Annotated in this window: 17 protein-coding genes; 7 read left to right on the forward strand and 10 right to left on the reverse strand. The window is 74.3% G+C overall.

Annotation, left to right across the window (positions count from 1 at the left end; all coding sequences use genetic code 11):
• Positions 1-255 precede the first annotated feature (255 nt).
• Positions 256-1,035 carry a Clp protease N-terminal domain-containing protein gene (locus ACU610_RS25505; RefSeq protein ID WP_446770481.1) on the reverse strand — a complete coding sequence of 260 codons (780 nt, stop codon included), beginning with the start codon at positions 1,033-1,035 and terminating at the stop codon, positions 256-258.
• Between the two features lie 252 nt (positions 1,036-1,287).
• On the opposite strand from ACU610_RS25505, the gene ACU610_RS25510 reads away from it, so the two are divergent.
• Positions 1,288-2,190, forward strand: a complete 903-nt coding sequence (locus ACU610_RS25510) for an ornithine cyclodeaminase family protein (protein WP_446770482.1) — start codon at positions 1,288-1,290, stop codon at positions 2,188-2,190.
• Positions 2,191-2,214: 24 nt separating this feature from the next.
• Here the strand turns inward: ACU610_RS25510 and ACU610_RS25515 are convergent, their stop codons facing one another.
• From ACU610_RS25515 to ACU610_RS25525, 3 genes are all read right to left on the reverse strand, one after another.
• A complete protein-coding gene (locus ACU610_RS25515; protein ID WP_446770483.1) occupies positions 2,215-3,873 on the reverse strand; it encodes a lytic murein transglycosylase in 1,659 nt (552 codons plus the stop codon).
• Positions 3,874-4,034: 161 nt separating this feature from the next.
• Positions 4,035-5,390, reverse strand: a complete 1,356-nt coding sequence (locus ACU610_RS25520) for an SLC13 family permease (RefSeq protein ID WP_446770484.1) — start codon at positions 5,388-5,390, stop codon at positions 4,035-4,037.
• Positions 5,391-5,401: 11 nt separating this feature from the next.
• Positions 5,402-6,229, reverse strand: a complete 828-nt coding sequence (locus ACU610_RS25525) for a maleate cis-trans isomerase family protein (RefSeq protein ID WP_446770485.1) — start codon at positions 6,227-6,229, stop codon at positions 5,402-5,404.
• A gap of 247 nt (positions 6,230-6,476) precedes the next feature.
• Here ACU610_RS25525 and ACU610_RS25530 point away from each other — a divergent pair, with 247 nt between their 5' ends.
• From ACU610_RS25530 to ACU610_RS25540, 3 genes are all read left to right on the forward strand, one after another.
• Positions 6,477-7,292 (forward strand): IclR family transcriptional regulator, encoded by an 816-nt coding sequence (locus ACU610_RS25530; protein WP_446770486.1) that lies wholly within the window; start codon positions 6,477-6,479, stop codon positions 7,290-7,292.
• Positions 7,293-7,421: 129 nt separating this feature from the next.
• Complete coding sequence (locus ACU610_RS25535) at positions 7,422-7,586, forward strand: hypothetical protein (RefSeq protein ID WP_446770487.1); 165 nt, start codon at positions 7,422-7,424, stop codon at positions 7,584-7,586.
• 79 nt (positions 7,587-7,665) lie between these two features.
• A complete protein-coding gene (locus ACU610_RS25540) occupies positions 7,666-9,186 on the forward strand; it encodes an adenylate/guanylate cyclase domain-containing protein (RefSeq protein ID WP_446770488.1) in 1,521 nt (506 codons plus the stop codon).
• 74 nt (positions 9,187-9,260) lie between these two features.
• Here ACU610_RS25540 and ACU610_RS25545 read toward each other — a convergent pair whose 3' ends face one another.
• Positions 9,261-10,313, reverse strand: coding sequence for a potassium channel family protein (locus tag ACU610_RS25545; RefSeq protein ID WP_446770489.1), 1,053 nt, complete (start codon positions 10,311-10,313; stop codon positions 9,261-9,263).
• A 90-nt stretch (positions 10,314-10,403) separates the two neighbouring features.
• Positions 10,404-12,146 (reverse strand): class I adenylate-forming enzyme family protein, encoded by a 1,743-nt coding sequence (locus ACU610_RS25550; protein WP_446770490.1) that lies wholly within the window; start codon positions 12,144-12,146, stop codon positions 10,404-10,406.
• An 83-nt stretch (positions 12,147-12,229) separates the two neighbouring features.
• Here ACU610_RS25550 and ACU610_RS25555 point away from each other — a divergent pair, with 83 nt between their 5' ends.
• On the forward strand, positions 12,230-13,081 hold the full coding sequence (locus tag ACU610_RS25555; RefSeq protein ID WP_446770491.1) for a patatin-like phospholipase family protein: 852 nt from the start codon (positions 12,230-12,232) through the stop codon (positions 13,079-13,081).
• Positions 13,082-13,220: 139 nt separating this feature from the next.
• Positions 13,221-14,342, forward strand: a complete 1,122-nt coding sequence (locus ACU610_RS25560) for a glycerophosphodiester phosphodiesterase (RefSeq protein ID WP_446770492.1) — start codon at positions 13,221-13,223, stop codon at positions 14,340-14,342.
• 28 nt (positions 14,343-14,370) lie between these two features.
• On the opposite strand, the gene fxsT is transcribed toward ACU610_RS25560, so the two are convergent.
• Positions 14,371-17,073, reverse strand: coding sequence for an FxSxx-COOH system tetratricopeptide repeat protein (gene fxsT / locus ACU610_RS25565; protein WP_446770493.1), 2,703 nt, complete (start codon positions 17,071-17,073; stop codon positions 14,371-14,373).
• A 101-nt stretch (positions 17,074-17,174) separates the two neighbouring features.
• Between fxsT and ACU610_RS25570 the strand changes: the two genes are divergently transcribed.
• The gene (locus ACU610_RS25570) at positions 17,175-17,888 is read left to right on the forward strand and encodes a DsbA family oxidoreductase (protein WP_446770494.1); all 714 of its coding nucleotides are present in this window, start codon (positions 17,175-17,177) and stop codon (positions 17,886-17,888) included.
• 28 nt (positions 17,889-17,916) lie between these two features.
• Here the strand turns inward: ACU610_RS25570 and ACU610_RS25575 are convergent, their stop codons facing one another.
• The 3 genes from ACU610_RS25575 to ACU610_RS25585 are packed head-to-tail and all read right to left on the reverse strand — an operon-like array spanning position 17,917 to position 20,176.
• On the reverse strand, positions 17,917-18,315 hold the full coding sequence (locus ACU610_RS25575; protein WP_446770495.1) for a PIN domain-containing protein: 399 nt from the start codon (positions 18,313-18,315) through the stop codon (positions 17,917-17,919).
• Complete coding sequence (locus ACU610_RS25580) at positions 18,312-18,560, reverse strand: AbrB/MazE/SpoVT family DNA-binding domain-containing protein (RefSeq protein ID WP_446770496.1); 249 nt, start codon at positions 18,558-18,560, stop codon at positions 18,312-18,314. The genes ACU610_RS25575 and ACU610_RS25580 overlap by 4 nt, the downstream gene beginning before the upstream one ends.
• Positions 18,561-18,604: 44 nt before the next feature.
• Positions 18,605-20,176 carry a long-chain-fatty-acid--CoA ligase gene (locus tag ACU610_RS25585; protein ID WP_446770497.1) on the reverse strand — a complete coding sequence of 524 codons (1,572 nt, stop codon included), beginning with the start codon at positions 20,174-20,176 and terminating at the stop codon, positions 18,605-18,607.
• Between the last annotated feature and the right edge of the window lie 18 nt (positions 20,177-20,194).

Consider the following 20,194-nt stretch of genomic DNA (forward strand, 5'->3'; position numbering starts at 1 on the left):
CCTCGTGGACGCCTGCGGCGACCAGGCCGGACCGGGCCTGCTGGATGAGGTCGGCGATCAGCGTCCCCTCCTCCCCGGGACGTCGTCATCCCCGTCGAGCACGCCGGTGCCGTGAGCGTGCCTGGCCGAGCAACCACTGGCCCGAGCAACGTCCGTGCCGATCCGTGCAACTGCTCAGGGGCAGCTGCCGGCGGTCATCCCGCTCGCTGCCCGTCGTGCCGCGGCGCAGGCGCCACTCCAACGCCGGACGGCGCGTCACAGGGGTCGAGACGGTGCCCGCGGTGCTCCGTCGACGGCCTTCACCCCCCCTGTCGACCGCGGCTGGGGACCACCCGCTCCGGGGCTGCCGACCTCGACGGCGGCACGGTCGACGCCGAGGCCGGCGAGTACTCCGGTCCCGTCCTCGACGGTCAGGACCGCGAGCAGGAGGTGCTTGCTGCCGACGGTCTCCGCACCGAGGCGCTGGGCCTCCGCGAAGGTCTGTTCGAGCGCGGCGCGGGCGTGGGCGTCGAACGGGATGAGGTCGGGCACGGTCGCCGCGGCGGGCGGCAGCGTGGCCGTCGCCGTCCGGCGGACCTCGTCCAGTGACACCCCCTGCGCCGCGACAGCGCGGGCGGCCGTGCTCTGCGGGTCGGCGAGGAGCGCCATCACCAGATGGCCGACGGTGATGGTGTCGTTGCCGGCCTCCCGCGCTCGTTCCTGCGCGGTCACCACGACGGCGCGGGCCTCGTCGGTGAACCGGCTGAACCCCTGGCTAGGGTCGAGGGGCGTGGTAGCACCCGACGGGCCGCGGGCGACGAAGCGCTTCTGCGCGGCCTGCTTGGTGACCCCCATGCTCTGTCCGATCTCGGACCACGAGGCCCCGGCCCGGCGAGCCTGGTCCACGAAGTGCCCGATGAGGGCATCGGCGACCTCATCGAGGTGCTCGGCCAGCACGACCGCGTTGGTGAGTCGGTCGAGGGGCTCGGGGTGCGCACTGGCGATGGCGCCGATGAGGTCGTCGAGGCGGACGGTCGCCCGGAGCCCTGTCGTCATGCCGTCAACCGTAGGTTGACGGTATCGGTGGCGTCAACTCACGGTTGACGGCGAGCCTCCCTCGTATCGGCATCGACCGGTCCGGGAGCAGGCCAGGGGAGGGCGCAGTGCGTCCGCGGTGTGGCAGGGTGCCGCCGTGCTGGCACCCTGGAGCGCGAGCCCCGACCGGCGCACCGGCCGGCGACCGAGCCGAGCCGTTGCGGGTGCTCCGCCGGCGATCGCGGACCCGCCGGTCCCCGAGGTCGTGCTGCGGTGAGGTTCCTCGATGCGGACGCCGTCGCCGCGCTCGGTCCGGCCGCGGCGGTCCGGGCGGTCACGGCCGCGCTGCGCGGCGGGTTCGACCCCGTCACCGACCCGCCCCGGACGGCGGTCGGCCTCGCGCACGGCCAGTTCCTGCTCATGCCCTCCGAGACGCCGGGCGCGACCGGCGTGAAGGTCGCCACGGTCGCCCCCGGCAACGCGGCTCGCGGGCTGCCCCGCATCCAGGCCGTCTACCTGCTGTTCGACCGGGAGACCCTCGCGCTGCGCGCGGTGCTCGACGGCACGGCGCTGACCACACTGCGGACCCCGGCGGTCTCGGTCGCCGCCGTCCTCCCGGCCCTGCCCGACCGGCCGCTGCGGGTGGCGGTGGTCGGCGCCGGGCCCCAGGCGGTCGGGCACGTCGCCACGCTGGCCGCCGTCCGCCGGCTGGCCGGAGTCACCCACCTGGTCCGCGATCCGTCCCGGACGTCGCTGGACGTGGTCCGGCTCGGCTCCGTGCAGGCCGACGAGGCGCTGCGGACGGCGGACGTCGTCGTCTGCGCGACCTCGGCGCGCTCACCGCTGTTCGACTCGGGCCTGCTGCGCGACGACGCCGTGGTGGTCGCGGTCGGCTCGCACGAGCCCGATGCCCGAGAACTCGATGCGCCGCTGTTGGGCCGGGCCACCGTGGTGGTCGAGGACGCCGCCACCGCCCTGCGCGAGGCCGGCGACGTGGTCCTGGCGATCGCCGAGGGCGCACTGACCGCCGCCGACCTCGTGCCCGTGCGCGACGTCGTGACCGGCGCGGTCACCCCGCCGACCGACCGGCCACTGGTCTTCAAGAGCGTCGGCATGTCCTGGCAGGACCTCGTCGTCGCGGAGGCGGTCCTCGCCACGAGCCCCGTGGACCTCTGAAGAGCGGCGCCGGCCGAGGTGAGGTCAGTCGGTGCAGGACAGCCGAGCGGCGTCGGCGGCCCCGACGACCACGGTGACCCGGTCGACGTCACCGACCTGCGCGGCGTCGGTCAGGCCGAGCGCGTCGGCGAGTGCCGTCGCCACCCCGTTCTGGCCCTCCGGGTACAGGACACCGGAGGTGGTGTCCTGCGTGGTGCTCACGACGCCGACCGTGCCGCCCGCGTCCACCACCCGGGCACCGACGGCCGTCGCCATCGACGGGTCCGCTGAGCCGTCGCGGATGTCGACCGTGCCGAGCGACGCGACCGCCGGGGTCGGGCACCCGGACGTCGTGGCCGGCGGGGTGGTGACCGTCGGCGACGTCGACGACGGCGGGGTCGTGCCTGCGGGCGGCGTGGTGCTCGGTGGGGTGGTGACCGTCGGCGGCGTCGTGGTCGGCGTGGTCGTTGACGGGGTCGTGGTCGACGGGGTCGTGGTCGACGGGGTCGTGGTCGCCGGTGGCGTGGTCGTCGGCGGAGTCGTGGTCGGCGGGGTGGTGACCGTCGGCGGCGTCGTGGTCGGCGGGGTGGTGACCGTCGGCGGCGTCGTGCTCGGCGGCGTCGTCGACGGTGGGGCGGTGACCGTGGGCGGCGTCGTCGACGGTGGGGCGGTGACCGTGGGCGGGGTCGTCGACGGTGGGGCGGTGACCGTGGGCGGCGTCGTGCTCGGCGGGGACGTCGTGACCGGCGGTGACGTCGTCATCGAGGTCGTGGACGGCGGGGCGGACGACGACGGGACCGCGGCGGGCGGCACCGCCGGCGGCGGACCCGGGTTCGCCGGCGGCTCCGAGGGCGAGGGCGCCACGTCGGTCGGCACGGTGGGTGCCGGCGTCCCGGCGTACCGGGCGGCGAGGGTCAGGACCGTCGCCACGTAGCTGTCGGAGTGGTTGTAGGCGAGGACGGCGCGCCGCTGGCCGTTCACCGTGGTGAGATCGCCACTGGCGGCGCACAGGTACCGGGCGGTCGCACGAGCGGCGTCCTGGATGTCGAAGGGGTCGCTGCTCCCGTCGCCGTCCCCGTCGCTGGCGTAGCGCGCCCAGGTGGACGGGATGAACTGCATCGGGCCGACGGCGCGGTCGAAGACGGTGTCGCCGTCGAGGCGTCCGCCGTCGGTGTCCCGGATGAGCGCCGTGCCGGTCCCGTCCAACGGGATCCCGATGATCCGGGGCGCCGACCGCCCGTCGGTCCGCAGCACCGCTCCGGCGAAGCGGCCGTGGTTGGACTCGACGCGGCCGATGGCGGCGACCAGCGACCACTCGATGCCGCACTCCGCGGGCGCCGTCGCGACCGCGGAGTCGTAGGCCGCCTTGGCGACCGACGGGATCCCGCCGGCCGCCAGGCCCGACGCGGCCGCCGCCGCGCTCGACGACGGGGAGGAGGGGGACGAGGGGGACGACGACGCGGTGGACGTGGTCGTGCCGGGGGCGGCGTACGGGATGACGGCGGAACTGCTGGCCGCGTGGGTGGACGTGGACGTCTCGACCCCGGCCGGCGTCGGGACCTGCGGAGTGCTCGCGGCCGGGCGGCCGGCATCGGCCACCTGCGAGCCCGCCATCAGGGTGGCGGCGGCGACGACCACGGCCGCGCCCTGCCACAGGCCCGACCCGTGCCGGTGCTTCCGCTCGGCCCCGGACTGCTTCGACATCGACCGTCCCCCACGATCCGACCGTTCCTGGCCCGGTCAGTCTCCCTCGGGAGACCATGCCACGCTCCCGCCAATCCGGGGGGTCGCGGCAGCGTCCACCCGGACGGCGAGGGCCGCCCCCCGGTGGGAGACGGCCCTCGTGCCCAGCGGTACCGGCCGGGTCAGCCGATGCCGAGCTGCACGAACAGCAACCAGACGAGCAGCGGCACCACCGCGATCATCCCGATGGCCCACAGCAGCAGCGCCCGGAAGAACAGCCGCTCGTCCCTCGGCTGCGCGCTGGCCATGAGCAGTGCGCCGCTGGTCGACATCGGGCTGGTGTCGACCACCGACGAGCTGATGCTCACCGCGGTCACCACGCCGATCGGCGTGAGCAGCGGGTCGGCGGCGATGGGCACCACGACCGGGCTGATGACGCCCAGCGTGCCGGTGGTCGACGCGAACGCCGAGACGATGCCGACCACGTAGCTGACGACCAGTGCGGCCACGGAGCTGTTGCCCAGGCCCTCGATGCCGTTCTGCAGGTCCTCCAGGGCGCCGATGGTCTCCAGCATCCCGACGTAGGTCACGATGCCGGTGACCAGCACGATCGCCGACCACGGCATCGACTCGACGGCCGGCTTCTGCACCGACGGCTTGACGACGATCAGGGCCAGCGCGATCACGAGGGAGGCCACGCCGACGTCGATGCCGAACACCGTCGTCAGCACCAGCAGGGCGGCCAGACCGAGCAGGGTGAGGACCCGCATCGGGGTGACCTCGACCTTGGTGGGCGCTGGTGCCTCGGTCGCCGTCTCGGTGGCGACGGCGGTCGCCACGCCGCCCGTCGGGGGACCGGCCGGCCGGACGCCGGCGCCGGCGCCGCTGCTCCCGTCGGCGACGAGATCGTCCGCAGCGGCGCCGCGCTCGCGCCGGTTCACCACGGTCTGGACGAGGACGTAGGCCAGCACGCCCAGGACGGCGTTGAACAGGAAGCAGGAGACGTACAGCTGCAGCGTCGCCGACCCGCCCGCCCCGGCCTCGTCGAGCATGAGGTTGGACAGCACGCCGAAGGGGTTGACCGGGGAGAAGGCGCCGGCGTTGGCGCCCTGCACGACGACCAGCCCCATGGCGAGGGTGCTGATCCCGAACCGGCTGCCCAGCGCGAGCGCGACCGGGGCGACAATGGCGATGGCCGCCGGGGTGAACGCGCCGGCCGAGGCGAGCAGGGCTGTGAGCAGGAACATCAGCGTGGGCACGAGCAGCCGCCGGCCGCCCGCGAGCCGTTCGGCCCAGTACGCGAGAAGGTCGATGGTCCCGGTGATCCGCACGATGCCGAACAGCAGCGTGGCGCCGACCAGGATGAAGAAGAGCCCGGACGGGAACTCGGCGATGACGTCGGCCAGCGGGAGGCCGGCCAGCAGCGTGCCGACCCCGAAGGCGGCGACCAGCGCGAGCAGCCCGGCGCTGATGCTGGTGATCGAGCCGATCGCGAAGGCCGCGATCAGGACGAGGAAGGCGATGATCGACAGCGACATGGCCGGCGCCGTCAGCCGGCCTGGGCGGCGGTCGGGACGAGCGCGCCGGACAGCAGGCGGCCGGCTCCGGTGATCGCCGGGGTGTGGCCGAGGGCCTTCAACACCTCGTAGGCCGTGGCCGTCGCCGCGGTGACCACCGGGAGACCCAGCTCGTCCTCGACGGCCTGAACCGCCGGGAGGGACGGCATCTGCACGCAGGCGGACAGCACGATCGCGTCGGCTCCCTCCCGCTGGAGGTCGCGGGCGATCGCCGGTAGGGCGCCCGGGTCGAGGCAGCCGACGGCGAGGTTGTCGGCGACCTCGAGGCTCGCGCTGTCGACGACGGTGATGCCGGAGCCCTCGATGTAGTCGCTGACCATCTTCGTCAGCGGCTTCATGTACGGGGCCACCATCGCGACCCGGGCGGCGCCGAGCTCGTGGAGCGTGCGGACCAACGCCCCCGCGCTGCTGGCGACCGCTGCCGGGTGCCCGTTGTCGGAGGCGGCCTGCGCGATGACCGACTCGGAGTCGACGTGCGCGCCCGGCCCCTGCGCCATGACCGCCACCAGGCAGGCGTAGGCGATCACGTCGACGTCGGCGTCGGAGACGGCGGTCGCGCAGTCGGCCGCCTTGGCCACCATGGCCAGCAGTTCCTCGCGGGTGACGTTCTTCAGCGTCGCGCGGGCGGAGTGGAACGTGTACCGGTGACCGGTCGCCTCCGACTGGCGCCCGAAGAGCTCGGGCAGCTCGGTCTCCATGGTGGTGTTCGAGCTGGGGACGATCAGCCCGATCCGGGACGAGTGCGCGGTCTTCGGCTCGGGAGCCGTCTCGGACGTCACGAGGCTGGGCGAGGCAGGCATGAGGTCTCCACGTCGGGGTGTGGGAGTGGGAGGCGGCACGACGGGCCACTCACATCGTGGGTTGCATCACCACCATGCGGGTAGCAGCATCGTGGTGTCAACGGGCTCACAGTGATGTGGCACACACGACCGCAGCCCGTGGGTGCCCACTCGACGCCGGGGAGGCGGCGACGGGCGACCTACGATGAGGCGGTCGGGCCCTCGGGGCCGGGGGACCAGTTCGGACGGCGCTCGTGAGGAATCGACGGTGGTGGCACGGCACGAGGAGGGCAGGGCGTCCACGCTCGTCCTGCACAAGATCACCCGGATCCTGAACTGCTTCTCCGTCGAGGCGCCCGACCCGACGATGCGCGACCTCGTGCGGGCCACCGGTCTGCCTCAGAGCACCTGCCAGCGGCTGGTGCAGGACCTGGTCTACGAGGGCTTCCTCGACCGGGACGGCGACCGGTACCGCATCGGCATCTCACTGGTGCGCTGGGCGACGCCGGGGACCCTGGGTCTCGACGTCGTCCGGCTGGTGAAGCCGGTGCTCCAGCAGCTGCGCGACGAGACCGGTGAGACCGCCTGCCTCTACGTGCGGGACGGCGTGTTCCGGACGATCGTCGCCGTCGCGGAGACCCGCCATGTCGTGATGCGCCCGTTCATGGTCGGCATGGTGATGCCCATCCACGCCGGCGCGCCCGGCAAGGTTTTCCTCGCCTTCGACCCCGAGGCGCGCCGCGACCTCGAGAGCGGTGAGCTGGCCCGGTTCACCCCGCTGACCCCGACCAGTCTCGAGGAGCTCGACCGGCAGGTCGCCGTGGCCCGCGAGCAGGGCTTCTACGCCGCCTTCGGCGAGCGTCACGCCGATGTCGGCTCGATCGCCGCACCCGTCCTCGACCACACGGGCGAGCTGGCCGTGGTGCTGGGGCTGGGCTTCCCGACCCAGCGGGTCACCGAGCGCGACGTCGAGCGGCTCGGGCCCGTCGTGGCCCGTGCCGCGGCGGAAGCGAGCGAGCGCCTGGGCTACGACCCGGCACTGCGCCGGCTCCCCACGGCGGAGGTGGCTGCGGCCGAGGGGTGAGCCCCCGCTCGGCGTGCGAGTCCCCCGCGGCGGTGCGCCGTCCACCCCTCGGGATGACATCTGTGTTGCACGGCTGGACCCCGGCCCCGTCGGTGCCGACCGTCCGGGCAACCGATGGAAGGAGCCGTCATGCGGAACATGGCGTGCAGGGCCGTGGCCCAGGCCTCGCTGGTGGCGACGACGGCCTCGCTGGACGACGAGCAGGCGTGGCCGTTGCTGCTGGTCGCCGGCTGGCTGACCACCGCGGCCGACCTGGTGCAGCAGGCCGACGCCCTGGAGGCCGTCCCCGTCTGAGGCCCCGGCTGCGGGGAGGGGAGCCCGCCTCGGTGACGATGGGGGCCGTGCGCGACCTCCCGGCCCCCGCATCCGGTCCATGAGGGACGTCCCCGCCGCCGCCCGCCGTCTCGACGCGGCGCTCGAGTGGGCGCCCACCGGGCAGCGCACGGTGCCGGTGCTCGTCGTGCTGGTCGTCGTCGCCAACCTCGGCGGCGTCGGCACCGTCGGGTTGCTGCTGCTCGGCCTGTCCGCCGGCGCGCACGACCCCGCCGGGGGCCGCGCCGTCATCGTGCTGACCGCGCTCGTCTACCTCGCCGTCGCGCTGCCGCTCGGCGTCCTGGTCGGGCTGCGGTGGCAGCGGCCGACCGCGGCGTGGCTCAGCGCAGGCCGCCGTCCCACCCCGGCGGAGGCCGCCCACGCGCTGCGGTTGCCCGTCGACATCGCCCGCGTCGCCGCGGTCACGTGGCTCGGCGGCGCGCTGCTGGTCGGTGTCGTCGGTGCCGTCGTCTCCCCGTTCCCGCTGGTCGGGTTGCGGATCGCCCTGGCCGCGCTGCTCGGTGGCGTGGTGGCCGCGGGGGTCAGCTACCTGCTCGCGCTGCGGATGGGCCGCGACGTCACCGCCCGCGCGCTCCAGGCCCACCCGCCGACGGGTGCGCTGAGCCTCGGCGTCCGCATGCGGCTGCTGCTGACCTGGGGGCTGACCAGCGGCGTCCCGCTGCTCGGCCTGGTCCTGCTCTTCCTCGACCCGAGCAACCCCGAGGGCCCGAACAGGGCCGCGGTCGTGTTCCTCACGGTCGTCGCCCTGCTCGTCGGGCTGCTCGCCACCCTGCTGACCGGCCGCTCGGTCGGCGCGCCGCTGCGCGACCTGCGCCGCGCTGTGCGGCGGGTCGGCGCGGGCGACCACGACGTCCGCGTACCGGTCGACGACGCCGGCGAGATCGGGCTGCTGCAGGAGGGCGTCAACACGATGGTCGCCGGCCTCGCCGAGCGCGAGCGGCTGCGCGACCTGTTCGGTCGTCACGTGGGGACGACGGTCGCGCAGCAGGCCCTGGTCACCGGGGTCTCGCTCGGCGGCGAGCTCCGCACGGTCGCCGCGCTCTTCGTCGACATCGCCGGCTCCACCTCGCTGGTGCTGCGCACCGGGCCCGAGGAGATGGTGGGGCTGCTCAACCGCTTCTTCGCCGTGGTCGTCGAGACCGTCGAGAGCGAGGGCGGGCTGGTCAACAAGTTCGAGGGGGACGCCGTGCTGTGCGTCTTCGGCGCTCCGACGGACCACCCCGACCCGGCCGGCGCGGCCCTGCGCGCGGCCCGGCGGATCTGCACGGCCGTCGCCGCGGCCGGCGAGGTGGACGTCGGCGTCGGTGTGGCCTGCGGTCAGGTGTGGGCCGGTCAGGTCGGCGCCGCCAGCCGGCTGGAGTACACGGTCATCGGCGACCCGGTCAACGAGGCCGCCCGGCTCACCGACCTGGCCAAGGACACGCCCGGGCGGGTGGTGGCCAGCGAGGACGCCGTGCGCGACGCCGGCGCAGGGGAGGCGCAGCACTGGGAGCCCGGTGCGGTCGCCGAGCTGCGTGGCCGTCACCGGCCCACCCGGACCTGGGTCCTCCGCGCCGACTGATCGCCGTCTGACTCCTGGCCGCCCGACGCCGACGTCCGACCCCAGCGCGAGGCCGCGGACGACACGTGGAGCCGTCAGCTCGCGGCGAGCTGACCGCCCGGTGGGTGCGACCGCACGACGACGAGCACGTCCTCGGCCTCCAAGGTGCCGATCAGCGGGTCGTCGAAGCGCAGCGTGCGTCCGCCCCGGGTCACCGAGAGCACGATGTCGCGCAGCTGCCGCGGCCCCAGGCCCACCTCGCCGGCGCTGACCCGCCGCTGCTGGAGGTCGAGGCCCTGGCCGCCGGTGACGAGGTCCTCGACCGTGGCCACGACCCGCGGGGCGTCCGTGGACAGGCCCAGCAGCCGCCCCGAGGTGGCCGAGGTCGTGATGACCGTGTCGGCCCCCGACTGGCGCAGCAGCGCGGCGTTCTCCTCCTCGCGCACCGAGGTGGTGATCGGCACGCTGGGGTTCAGCTGCCGCACGGTGAGCGTGATCAGCACGGACGCGTCGTCCCGGTTGGCGGCGACGATCACGGCGCGGGCGCGCTCGACGTGCGCTCGGCGCAGGACGTCGGTGCGGCCGGCGTCACCGACGATCCCGTGCAGCCCGACCGAGTTGGCCTCCTCGATCGCCCGGGGTTCGGGGTCGACGACGACGATCTGCTCCAGCGGGGTGCCGCTGGCCTGCAGGGAACGGATGGCGCTGCGGCCCTTGGTGCCGTAGCCGCACACGATGACGTGCTGGCGCACGCGGGACCTCCAGCGGCGGATGCGGAACTCCTCCCGGGAGCGCGCGGTGAGCGCCTCGAGGGTGGTCCCGATGAGGACGATCAGGAACAGCACGCGCAGCGGCGTGATGACGAGCAGGTTGACCAGACGGGCCTGCTCGGTGACCGGCGTGATGTCGCCGTACCCGGTGGTGGAGAGCGTCACCGTCGCGTAGTACGCAGCGTCGAGCAGGGTGATCTCACCGAGGTCGTCGAGGTCCCGGTATCCCTCCCGGTCGAGGTAGACCAGCAGCACCGTGACCACGAAGACGACGACGGCGAAGACGATCCTCCGGGCGACCTGGCGGATCGGCGAGGGCTCGACGTGCGCGAGCTGCACGCCGGTGTGTTCGGTGCCCGACTCGGTCTCGCTCGCCACCCGCCGGACGATAGTGAGCCGACCGCGATCGTGCCTGCACCGCCGCACCCGTCCGGGTGAGCGGACGGGTGCGGCGACAGGGGCGGGGGATCAGCCGCCGGTGGCGGCGGACCGCTCCCGCGCGGCGAGCTCCCGCTTGAGCACCTTGCCGGCGGCCGACACCGGGATCGCGTCGATGAAGACGACGTCGCGCAGCCGCTTGTACGGCGTCACCCTGTCGTTGACCGCGGCCATCACCGACTCGGCCGTCAGCGCGGCGCCGGCGTCGCCGGCCTTGCGGACGACGTAGGCGACCGGCAGCTCCCCGGCCTCCTCGTCCGGCCGGCCCACCACGGCCACCCCGGCCACCCCGGGGACGCCGAACAGCAGCTCCTCCAGCTCACGCGGGAAGACGTTGTAGCCCTTGTAGAGCAGCATGTCCTTGGTGCGGTCGACGATCGCCAGGTAGCCGTCCTCGTCGAGGACGCCGACGTCCCCGGTGTGGAACCACCCGTCGGGGTCGATCGCCTCGGCGGTCGCCTCCGGCCGGCGCGCGTAGCCGCGCATCACCTGCGGCCCGCGGATGCACACCTCGCCGCGCTCGCCGGGCGGCAGCGGAGCGCCGCCACCGAGCGGCTGGATGCTGACCTCGGTGTCGAAGATCGGCACGCCCACCGTGCCGGCCTTGCGGGTGCCCGACCGGTACACCGGGTTGCCGGTCGCCTGCATCGTCACCTCGGTGAGCCCGTACCCCTCCCCGATGACGGCGTTGGGCAACACCTGCTGCAGCCGCTCGATGAGCGTCACCGCCAGCGGCGCGGCCCCCGAGGACACCCCGCGGACGCCGGACCAGTCGGCCTCCAGGAAACCCGGCACCTGCAGCAGCGCCACGAACACCGGCGGCGCCCCGCCGATCGACGTCACGGCGTACCGGACGGCGTCCTCGACGTAGCGCACCGGGTCGAAGCGCATGTGGATGACCGTCATCGTCCCGGCCATCACCATGCCGTTGAGGTAACCGATGGCGCCCATGGCGTGGAACCACGGCGTGAGGTTGATCAGCCGCGCCTCGCCCAGCGCCGTCGGGTACTCGTCCCGCCCGAGCACCTGCCGCAGGGTCACGTCGCCGGCCTCGTCGAGCTCGGGCACCGACCCCGACGACCAGCAGGCCGACTGCAGCACGTTGGTGACGACGGCGCGGTGCGGCAGCTCGACGCCCTTGCTCACTCCCGTGGTGCCGCCGGTGTAGGCCAGGTGCGCCAGGTCGGCGGCCGGGTCGACCGCGGCGTCGAGGTGCCGGTCGGTGGGGTCGCCGGCGAGCAGGTCGGCGAGGTCGACGTCCCCGGGCTCGAGCTCCAGGCGGGCGTCGAGGTCGAGGGTGTGCGCCTCGCCGGTGACGACGACGGTCTCCACGGGCGTGGCCGCCAGCGCCGAGCGCACGAACGGCAGCACCTGGTCCCAGGTGACCAGCACGCGCGCGCCGGCGTCGGTCAGCTGCGCGGCGAGGTCGGCGGCCGGCAGCAGCGGGTTGGTGGGGGAGAAGGTCGCCCCGGCCAGCAGCACCCCGTAGTACACCGCCGGGTACTGGCGGCAGTTCGGGATGTGCACCGCGACCACGTCGCCGCGCCCGACGCCGTGGTCGGCCAGCCAGTTGGCGACGGCGTGCGCCCGGGTGCCCAGCTCGGTGTAGGTCAGCGGGACGTCGTGGTCGACGAACGCCGTCCGGTCACCCCAGCGGCGCACCGCCGCCCGCAGGATCGAGCCGACCGGGACCGCGGGGTAGTCCAGCGACCGCGGCAGGCCGGGCGGCCAGCTGTGCGCGGTCGGGGTCGGTGCGTCCTGCGTGGCGGTCATGCGGGTCCTTCCTCTCCGGGGGCCCACAGCGTGGCGCACGTCACTACGCGTGTCGAGAGCGGACCGTGGGTGAGGATGGCGAGATGAGCGACCAGCGCAGCGCCCTCGTCCTCGGCGGCGGCGGGATCACCGGCATCGCCTGGGAGATCGGCGTGCTCGCCGGCCTCGCCGAGGCCGGCGTCGACCTCACCGGCGCCGACCTCGTGGTGGGCACCTCGGCCGGCTCGGTGGTCGGCGCGCAGCTCGCCAGCGGCGCCGACCTGGAGATGCTGTTCGCCCGCCAGCTCGAGCCGCCCACCGGCGAGCAGGCCGCCCGGATGACCCGCTCCGCGCTGCTCCGCTACGGCCTGGCGGCGCTGCGCAGCCGCGGGGACGACGTCGGGTTCCGCCGCCGGATCGGCGCGCTGGCGCTGGCCACCGAGCGGGCCGGACTGACCCCGACCGAGCAGGAGCGGCTCGACGTGATCGGCTCGCGCCTGGTCAGTCCGGAGTGGCCCGACCGGGACCTGCGCATCACCGCCGTCGACGCGGGGACCGGCGAGTTCCGCGTCCTCGACCGCACCTCCGGCGTCCCGCTGCTGCAGGCCGTGGCGGCCAGCTGCGCCGTCCCCGGCGTGTACCCGCCGGTCACCATCGACGGCCGCCGCTACGTCGACGGCGGCATGCGCTCGGCGGCCAACGCCGACCTCGCCGACGGCTACGACCGGGTGGTGGTCCTCGCGCCCATCCCGCGGGGCATCGGACCGCTCTCCAGCGTCGACGCGCAGGTCACCGGGATGATCGCGCGGGTCGCCGTCGTCTCCCCGGACGACGCCAGCCGCCGCGCGATCGGCCGCAACGTCCTCGACCCCGCCGCCCGGGCGGGCTCCGCACGGGCCGGCCGGGCGCAGGCCGCCCGCGTGGCCGGCGAGGTCGCCGAGGTCTGGCAGGGCTGAGCCGGGCCGGTGCGGCGGCCCGTCGACGCCACGCGGTTCAGCGCCGTTCGCCCGAGGTCTCGACAGCGGCCACGTCGGCGGGCTGGGATCTGCCCGGGCCGGCGACGACGGTCGTCGTCCGAGCCCGGGGGAGACAACCGTGCGAGCTGCCCACCGCCGGACCGCGCTGCTGGCCGCGTCCGTGATCGCCGTCCCGCTGCTGCTGACCGGGCCGGCCACCGCCGCGCCGCCGCGCGAGGAGGCCGGCCCCGGTGCCGACGACCTGCTGGTCATCGGCCATCGCGGCGCGTCCGGCTACCGGCCCGAGCACACGCTCGCCTCCTACGAGCTCGCCGCCCGCATGGGCGCGGACTACATCGAGCCCGACGTCGTGAGCACCCGGGACGGTGTGCTGGTCGCCCGCCACGAGAACGAGATCTCCGGGACGACGGACGTCGCCGAGCGCCCCGAGTTCGCCGACCGGCGCACCACCAGGGTGATCGACGGCGTCGAGCTGACCGGCTGGTTCACGGAGGACTTCACGCTGGCCGAGCTGCGCACGCTGCGCGCGGTGGAGCGGCTGCCCGACGTCCGGGAGGAGAACACCGTCTACGACGGCCTGTACCAGGTGCCGACCCTCGACGAGGTGCTCGAGCTGCGCGAGGAGCTGTCCCGGGAGCTGCGCCGCGAGATCGGCGTCTACATCGAGACCAAGCACCCGACCTACTTCGACGCCATCGACCTCTCGCTCGAGGAGCCGCTGGTGGCGGACCTCGACCAGGCCGGGCTGGACCGGCGCGACGCGCCGGTGTTCCTGCAGTCGTTCGAGACGGCCAACCTGCGCGAGCTCGACGGGGTCGTTGACGTCCCCCTGGTGCAGCTCATGTCGGCGACCGGCGCGCCGGCCGACCTGGTGGCCGCCGGTGACCCGCGCACCTACGCCGACCTGTCCACGGCCGAGGGGCTGGCGGGGATCGGCGAGTACGCCGACGGAGTCGGCCCCGAGAAGGCCCAGGTCATCCCGCGCGAGGCCGACGGCACCCTGGGCGAGCCGACGTCCTTCGTGGCCGACGCGCACGCCGCTGACCTGGTCGTGCACCCGTACACCTTCCGCAACGAGAACGAGTTCCTCCCTGCCGAGCTGCGCGACGCCGGCGAGGAGCCCGGCGACTACGGCCGGGCGATCGAGGAGCAGCTGGTGTTCTGGGAGACCGGCATCGACGGGCTGTTCACCGACAACCCCGACACCGGCGTCGTCTCCCGGGAGCTGTTCCTCGACTGAACCTCGGTTCGCGTCCGCAGATCCGGGTTCACGGCTGAGGATCCGGGCGGGCGGCAGCGGCGTCCTCACCGAGGAGCTGGTTGGGGCTGACGGCCTGCATCAGGTATTGCGCGATCGGGTGCTCGGGGGCGAGCACCCGGCGGCAGCGCTGCAGGGTGTCCTCGCCCAGGACGCGAGCCGGCTCCACCTCGCCGAGCTGTACCAGGGCGTGGGTCAGCGCGCTGGCCGTCCACAGGACGATCAGGTGGTCCGGGCCGAGCACCCGGCGGGCGCGCTGCAGGGTGTCCTCGCCCAGGGCGCGGGCCGGATCCCCCTCGTTCAGCGCCGCCAGGGCGATGGTCACGGCGGCCGCCGCCGACAGGGTGATGAGATGGTCCGGCCCGAGCACCCGGCGGGCGCGCTGCAGGGTGTCCTCGCCGAGGGCGCGGGCCGGATCCCCCGCACCGAACTGGGCCAGCGCCGAGGCCAGGACGGTCGCTGCCCACAGCGTGAGGACGTGATCCGGGCCGAACACCCGGCGGCAGCGCTCGAGCGCGTCCTGGCCCAGGGCGCGGGCCGGCTCCGCCTTCCCCTGCTGGGCCAGCGCCGAGGTGAGGGCGGTCGCCGCCACCAAGGTGGTGGCGTGGTCAGGGCCGAGCCCCCTCCGGGCGCGCAGCAGGGTGTCCTCGCCCAGGGTGCGGGCCGCCTCCGCCCTGCCCAGTTGGTCCAGCGCGAGGGTGAGGGCGGTCGCCACCCCGAGGGTGGTGACGGGATCACGCCCGAGCACCCGGCGGGCGCGCTGCAGGGTGTCCTCGCCCAGGGCGCGGGCCTGCTCCGCCTCGCCCAGCTGGACCAGGGCGAGCGTCAGGGCGGTCGCTGCCTCCAGGGTGGTCGGGTGGTCCGGGCCGAGCACCCAGCGGCAGCGCTGCAGGGTGTCTTCGCCCAGCGCGCGGCCCGCTTCTGCCTCGCTCAGCCCGAACAGGGCAGAGGTGAGAGTGATCGCCCCAGCCAGTGCGTCGGGATGGTCGGCGCCGAGGATCGCCCGCCAGCGGTCGAGCCCCTGCTCGCCCACGGACCGGCTGCCGTGGACATCGCCGCGGGCCAGCAGGTAGCGGGCGGTGTTCAGGACCAGTTGCCGGCCGGCGGGTGAGGAGTCCCCCATCGGGGCGGTGGCGAGCACGTGCGGGGCCAGCGTGGCGTAGGCGGCCCAGCCGGCCGGATCCTCGGGGTCGCCGGGGGCGGTGGCGGCCAGCAGCGCCACCACCTGCTCGGCGGTGGCCTGCCGCCGGTCGGGCGGCAGCTGGTGGCGGATGACCGCCTGCACCAGCCGGTGCAGCTGGAAGCCGTCGGGGGACCGGCGGGCCAGTGAGTAGCCGACCAGCGTGCCGACGGTGTCGGCCAGGGCATCGGGGTCGGCGGCGACGCTGCACAGCGGCTCCTCGAGCAGTTCGGCGTGGCCGCTGAACACGTTGAGGGGGATGGGCTCAGGAGCGAAGAACGCGGACAGCTCCAGCAGTCGGACGGCGGCCGGGTCCTCGCCGCGCAACCGCTCCAGCGACAGCGCCCACGTGGTGTCGAGCCGACCGGAGTAGCCGACCACGTCTCCGCGGGAGAGCAGGGTCGCCCGGCGAGTGCGGAACCGGCGGAGGTAGTCCGCCGCCGACAGGTCGGTCTGCTCGAGGTAGCCGGCGGCCTGCGCGGCCGCCAGCGGCAGGTCGCCGAGCTCGGCGGCCAGCTTGTCGGCCAACTCGTAGCTCATGGTCGGGATCCGGGCGCGCAGGAGTGCGATCGTCTCGGTGCGGGCGAGCACGTCGACCTCCAACCGACCGCCCAACGCTCCCCATCCGGGGGAGCGGGAGGTGACGAGCACGTGCCCAGTGCCGCCGGGCCGGTAGTCGGCGACGTCGGCCGGGCGCTCGGCGTTGTCGAAGACCAGCAGCCAGCGGGCCCGGCCGCGCAGCTCGGCGAGCAGCCGGTCGGCGGTGTCGGTCACCGTCGACCCCGGACCGAGATGCAGCCGGGTGGCCAGCGCGGCGAGCTGCTCGGGGATGAGCACCGGCTGTGCGGCATCGATCCACCACACCAGGTCGTAGTCGGCGGCGAACCGGTGCGCGTACTCGATCGCCAGCTGGGTCTTGCCCACCCCGCCCAGCCCGTACAGGGCCTGGACCGTCAGCGTGCCCTCACCCGAGTGCAGTCGCCGGCGCAGCTCGGCGAGCATGCCGTCCCGGCCGGTGAACCACGGATTGCGCGGCGGCACCTTCCACACCGTCGGTAGCCGACCGGCGAACCCCGGCTTCTCCGCCAGCGCCGACCCGGCTCGGGGGAACGGCGGCGCGCTCGTCGGCCGCCCACCGGCCAGCCGGGCCCGCAGCTGGGTGGCCGCGGTGGCCTCGTCCATGCCGGTCAGGTCCAGGTGGACCAGGCTGGAGTACAGCGGCGGCAGGGTGACCGGCTCGACGAGTACCGGCACGATCCGCCCCTGCGCCGCTGCGGATGCGGCGAAGGCCGCGCGTAGCTCGGCGCCGCCGAACGCGGAAGTGAAGTAGGCCTCGGTGCACACCGCCAGCAGCCGGTCGGCGCGCTCCAGCGCCGTCTGCATGCGGGCCACGAAGTCCTCACCCGGCGCCCAGTCCCAGGCGGCCAGCTCGACGGAGTACCCGGCCTCCTGCAGCTGCCACGCCAGCCACTCCGCCCAGGCGGTGTCCCGACCGGCGTGGCTGATGAAGAAATCGGTCCCCCGACCGCTCACGCACCAGCCCTACACCCATCACCCGGCGTACGCGAGACCCGGCGTCCCACGACCGCCGGCCCTCGGGAAGAGCCGAGCCGCACGCCGACGTTGGGCCGGGCGTGAAGGTGGAGATCTGGTCCGACGTCGTCTGTCCCTGGTGTCACATCGGCAAGCGCCGCTTCGAGGCCGCGCTGGCGCGGTTCCCCCACCGGGACGCCGTCGAGGTGGAGTGGAAGTCCTTCGAGCTCGACCCGGGCGCGCCGTCGGCCGCCGCGGGTGAGGAGATCTCACCGACCGAGTACGCCGAGCGGCTGGCGCGCAAGTACGGCACCTCGGTGCCGAGCGCGCAGCAGATGACCGACCACATGACGCAGCAGGCCGCCGCCGAGGGGCTGGACTTCCGGTTCGGCAAGGCGGTGCGCGCCAACACCTTCGACGCCCACCAGGTGATCCACCTGGCCGGTGAGCGCGGCGTGCAGGACGCGGTCAAGGAGCGGCTCCTGACCGCCTACTTCAGCGAGGGCGAGGCCGTCGGCGACCGCGAGACCCTGGTCCGGCTGGCCGCCGAGGCGGGGCTGGACGCCGACGAGGTGCGTGCGGCGCTGGAGGACCAGCGCTATGCCGGCGCGGTCCGGGCCGACGAGGCCGAGGCGCAGGCACTGGGCATCAGCGGCGTCCCGTTCTTCGTCGTCGACCGCAAGTACGGCGTCAACGGCGCCCAGCCGGCCGACGCGCTGCTGCAGGTGCTCGAGCGGGCCTGGGCCGAGCGGACGCCGCTCATCCCGGTGATCACCGGCGGCGAGGTCTGCGGCCCGGATGGCTGCTCGGTCTGACGTGTCGGTCCTCGCGGTGACGGACGCGTCAGGCGCTCGGGACCGGTGACATCCCGGGCAGGCGGCCGGCTCGCCGATCGAGGGTGACAGTGGTGCGGCAGCCGGCCATGACCCCGAGTTCGGCGATGACGGCGTCCGCCAGGTCGGCATCGTCATCGACGGAACCGAGCGCCCGGCGTACCGCCTCCGGTGACTCCAACACGAGTTCCTGCGCCTCCGACAGGGTGCGGAGGATGACCGCCGCCTCCCGTCGTTCGACGCCGTAGGCGCTGGTCAGCACCCAGTACAGCTCGACGAAGGTCACGATCGAGACGAAGCCGGGTTCTTCCTCGTCCAGGGCGTCGACCACGGCGTTCGCCTGAGCGGACTGCTCCGGGTCGTCCTGGGTGATGTAGCGGACGAGGACGTCGGTGTCGAGGCCGATCACCGGGCGGCTGCTCGCCGAGCTGCGTCGGCGACCGCTGCGTCCATCTCCTCCAGGGACACGGGCCGTGCGGGGGCGGGCACGCGACCCTTCAGCGTCCGCACGGTGTTCGTGGCAGGCACGATCTCGTAGGACCCCCTGTCGGTCAGCACGAAGGTGATCCGTGTACCGGGGGCGAGCCCGAGCCGATGCCGGACCTCGAGCGGGATGGTGATCTGGCGCTTGCTCGTCACCGTGCTCGTGGGCATGACCCCACCTCACTCCGCAACGGCTTCCTTACTTGCCGTAAGGCTCACACCACCGGTTCGGCGACCAGTGAGCCGGCCGAGTGCTCCTCGCGCAGCCGGGTCTTGAGCACCTTGCCGCCGGGATTGCGCGGGAGGGCCTCGACGATCGAGTACTCCCGAGGGTTCTTGTAGCCGGCGAGCCGCTCCCGGCACCACGTCGTGAGCTCCGCCGACGACGGCGGGTCGGCCGGGTCCCGCGGGGCGACGACGGCCAGCGGCGCCTCCCCGTAGCGCGCGTCCGGGACGCCGATCAGTGCGACCTCGCCGACCTTGGGGTGCCCGGCGAGCACGTCCTCCACCTCGGCGCAGTACACGTTCTCGCCGCCGGTGATGATCATGTCCTTCTTGCGGTCGACGACGTAGAGGTAGCCCTCCTCGTCCTGCCGCACCAGGTCGCCGGAGTGGAACCAGCCACCTTCGAAGGCGATCGACGTCTCCTCGGGTTTGTTCCAGTACTCCCGCATCACCATCGGGCTGCGGTACACGATCTCGCCGACCTCGCCCTGCGGGACGTCGTCCATCGCGTCGTCCACCACGCGGACCTCGACGTTGAGCATCGGCGTCCCGATCGAGCCGATCTTGCGCACCGAGTCCTCGCCGCGGAGGAAGCAGGTGACCGGGCTGCACTCGGTCTGCCCGAAGGCGGTGACCACCTCGGCCTGCGGGAAGGTGTCGGCCATCGTCCGCAGCAGGGTCGTCGACGCGGGCGCCGCACCCCAGGAGATGCGCCGCAGCGAGGACAGGTCGCGCGAGGCGATGTCGGGGACGGCGACCACCGCCGCCCACATCGCCGGCACCAGGAAGATGCTGCTGACCCGCTCCCGCTCGATGAGGTCGAGGGTGGCGACCGGGTCGAAGCCGCCCGAGCGCAGGATCACGTGGGTGCCGCCGAGCAGCAGCGGCGGCAGGCCGCCGGCGAGCCCGGCGATGTGGAACAGCGGCGCCCCGGGGACGGCCACCCGGTCGTCGGGGTCCCAGCCGAGGTGGGTGACCTGGCTGAAGACGTGCATGAGCAGGTTGCGGTGGGTCAGCACGGCGCCCTTGGGCCGGCCGGTGGTGCCCGAGGTGTACATGGTGAAGGCGGCCGCGCCCTCGTCCACCTCGACGTCCAGCGGCTCCGTGCCCGCCGCGGCCAGCGCCTCCTCGTAGTCCCCGCCGATGGTCAGCACGGTGTGCACGCCGGGCGCCTGCTCGCGGGCCTTGGCCGCCACCTCAGCGAGCGCGGTGTCCACCACGAGGGCCACCGCGCCGCTGTCGGAGAGCACGTATGCGACCTCGTCGGCGACGAGCCGGAAGTTCACCGGGACGACGATCGCGCCCAGCCGCACCCCGGCGAGGTAGGCCTCCCACACCTCCAGCCCGTTGAGCCCGAGGACGGCGACGCGGTCGCCGACGCCCACCCCGCGGTCGGCCAGCGCGCGCGCCAGCCGGGTCACCCGCTCGTCGAGTTCCGCGTAGCTGTGCCCGGTCCCCTCGAACCGCAGCGCCGGGGCGTCCGGCGTCCGCCGGGCCCACCGCGCCAGCTGGTCGCTGGTCGTCATGCCGCGGCCCATCAGCCGGGGGACGTCTGCGCTCACCTGGTCCTCCTGACCGCC

This window comes from Geodermatophilus sp. URMC 61, assembly GCF_052931555.1.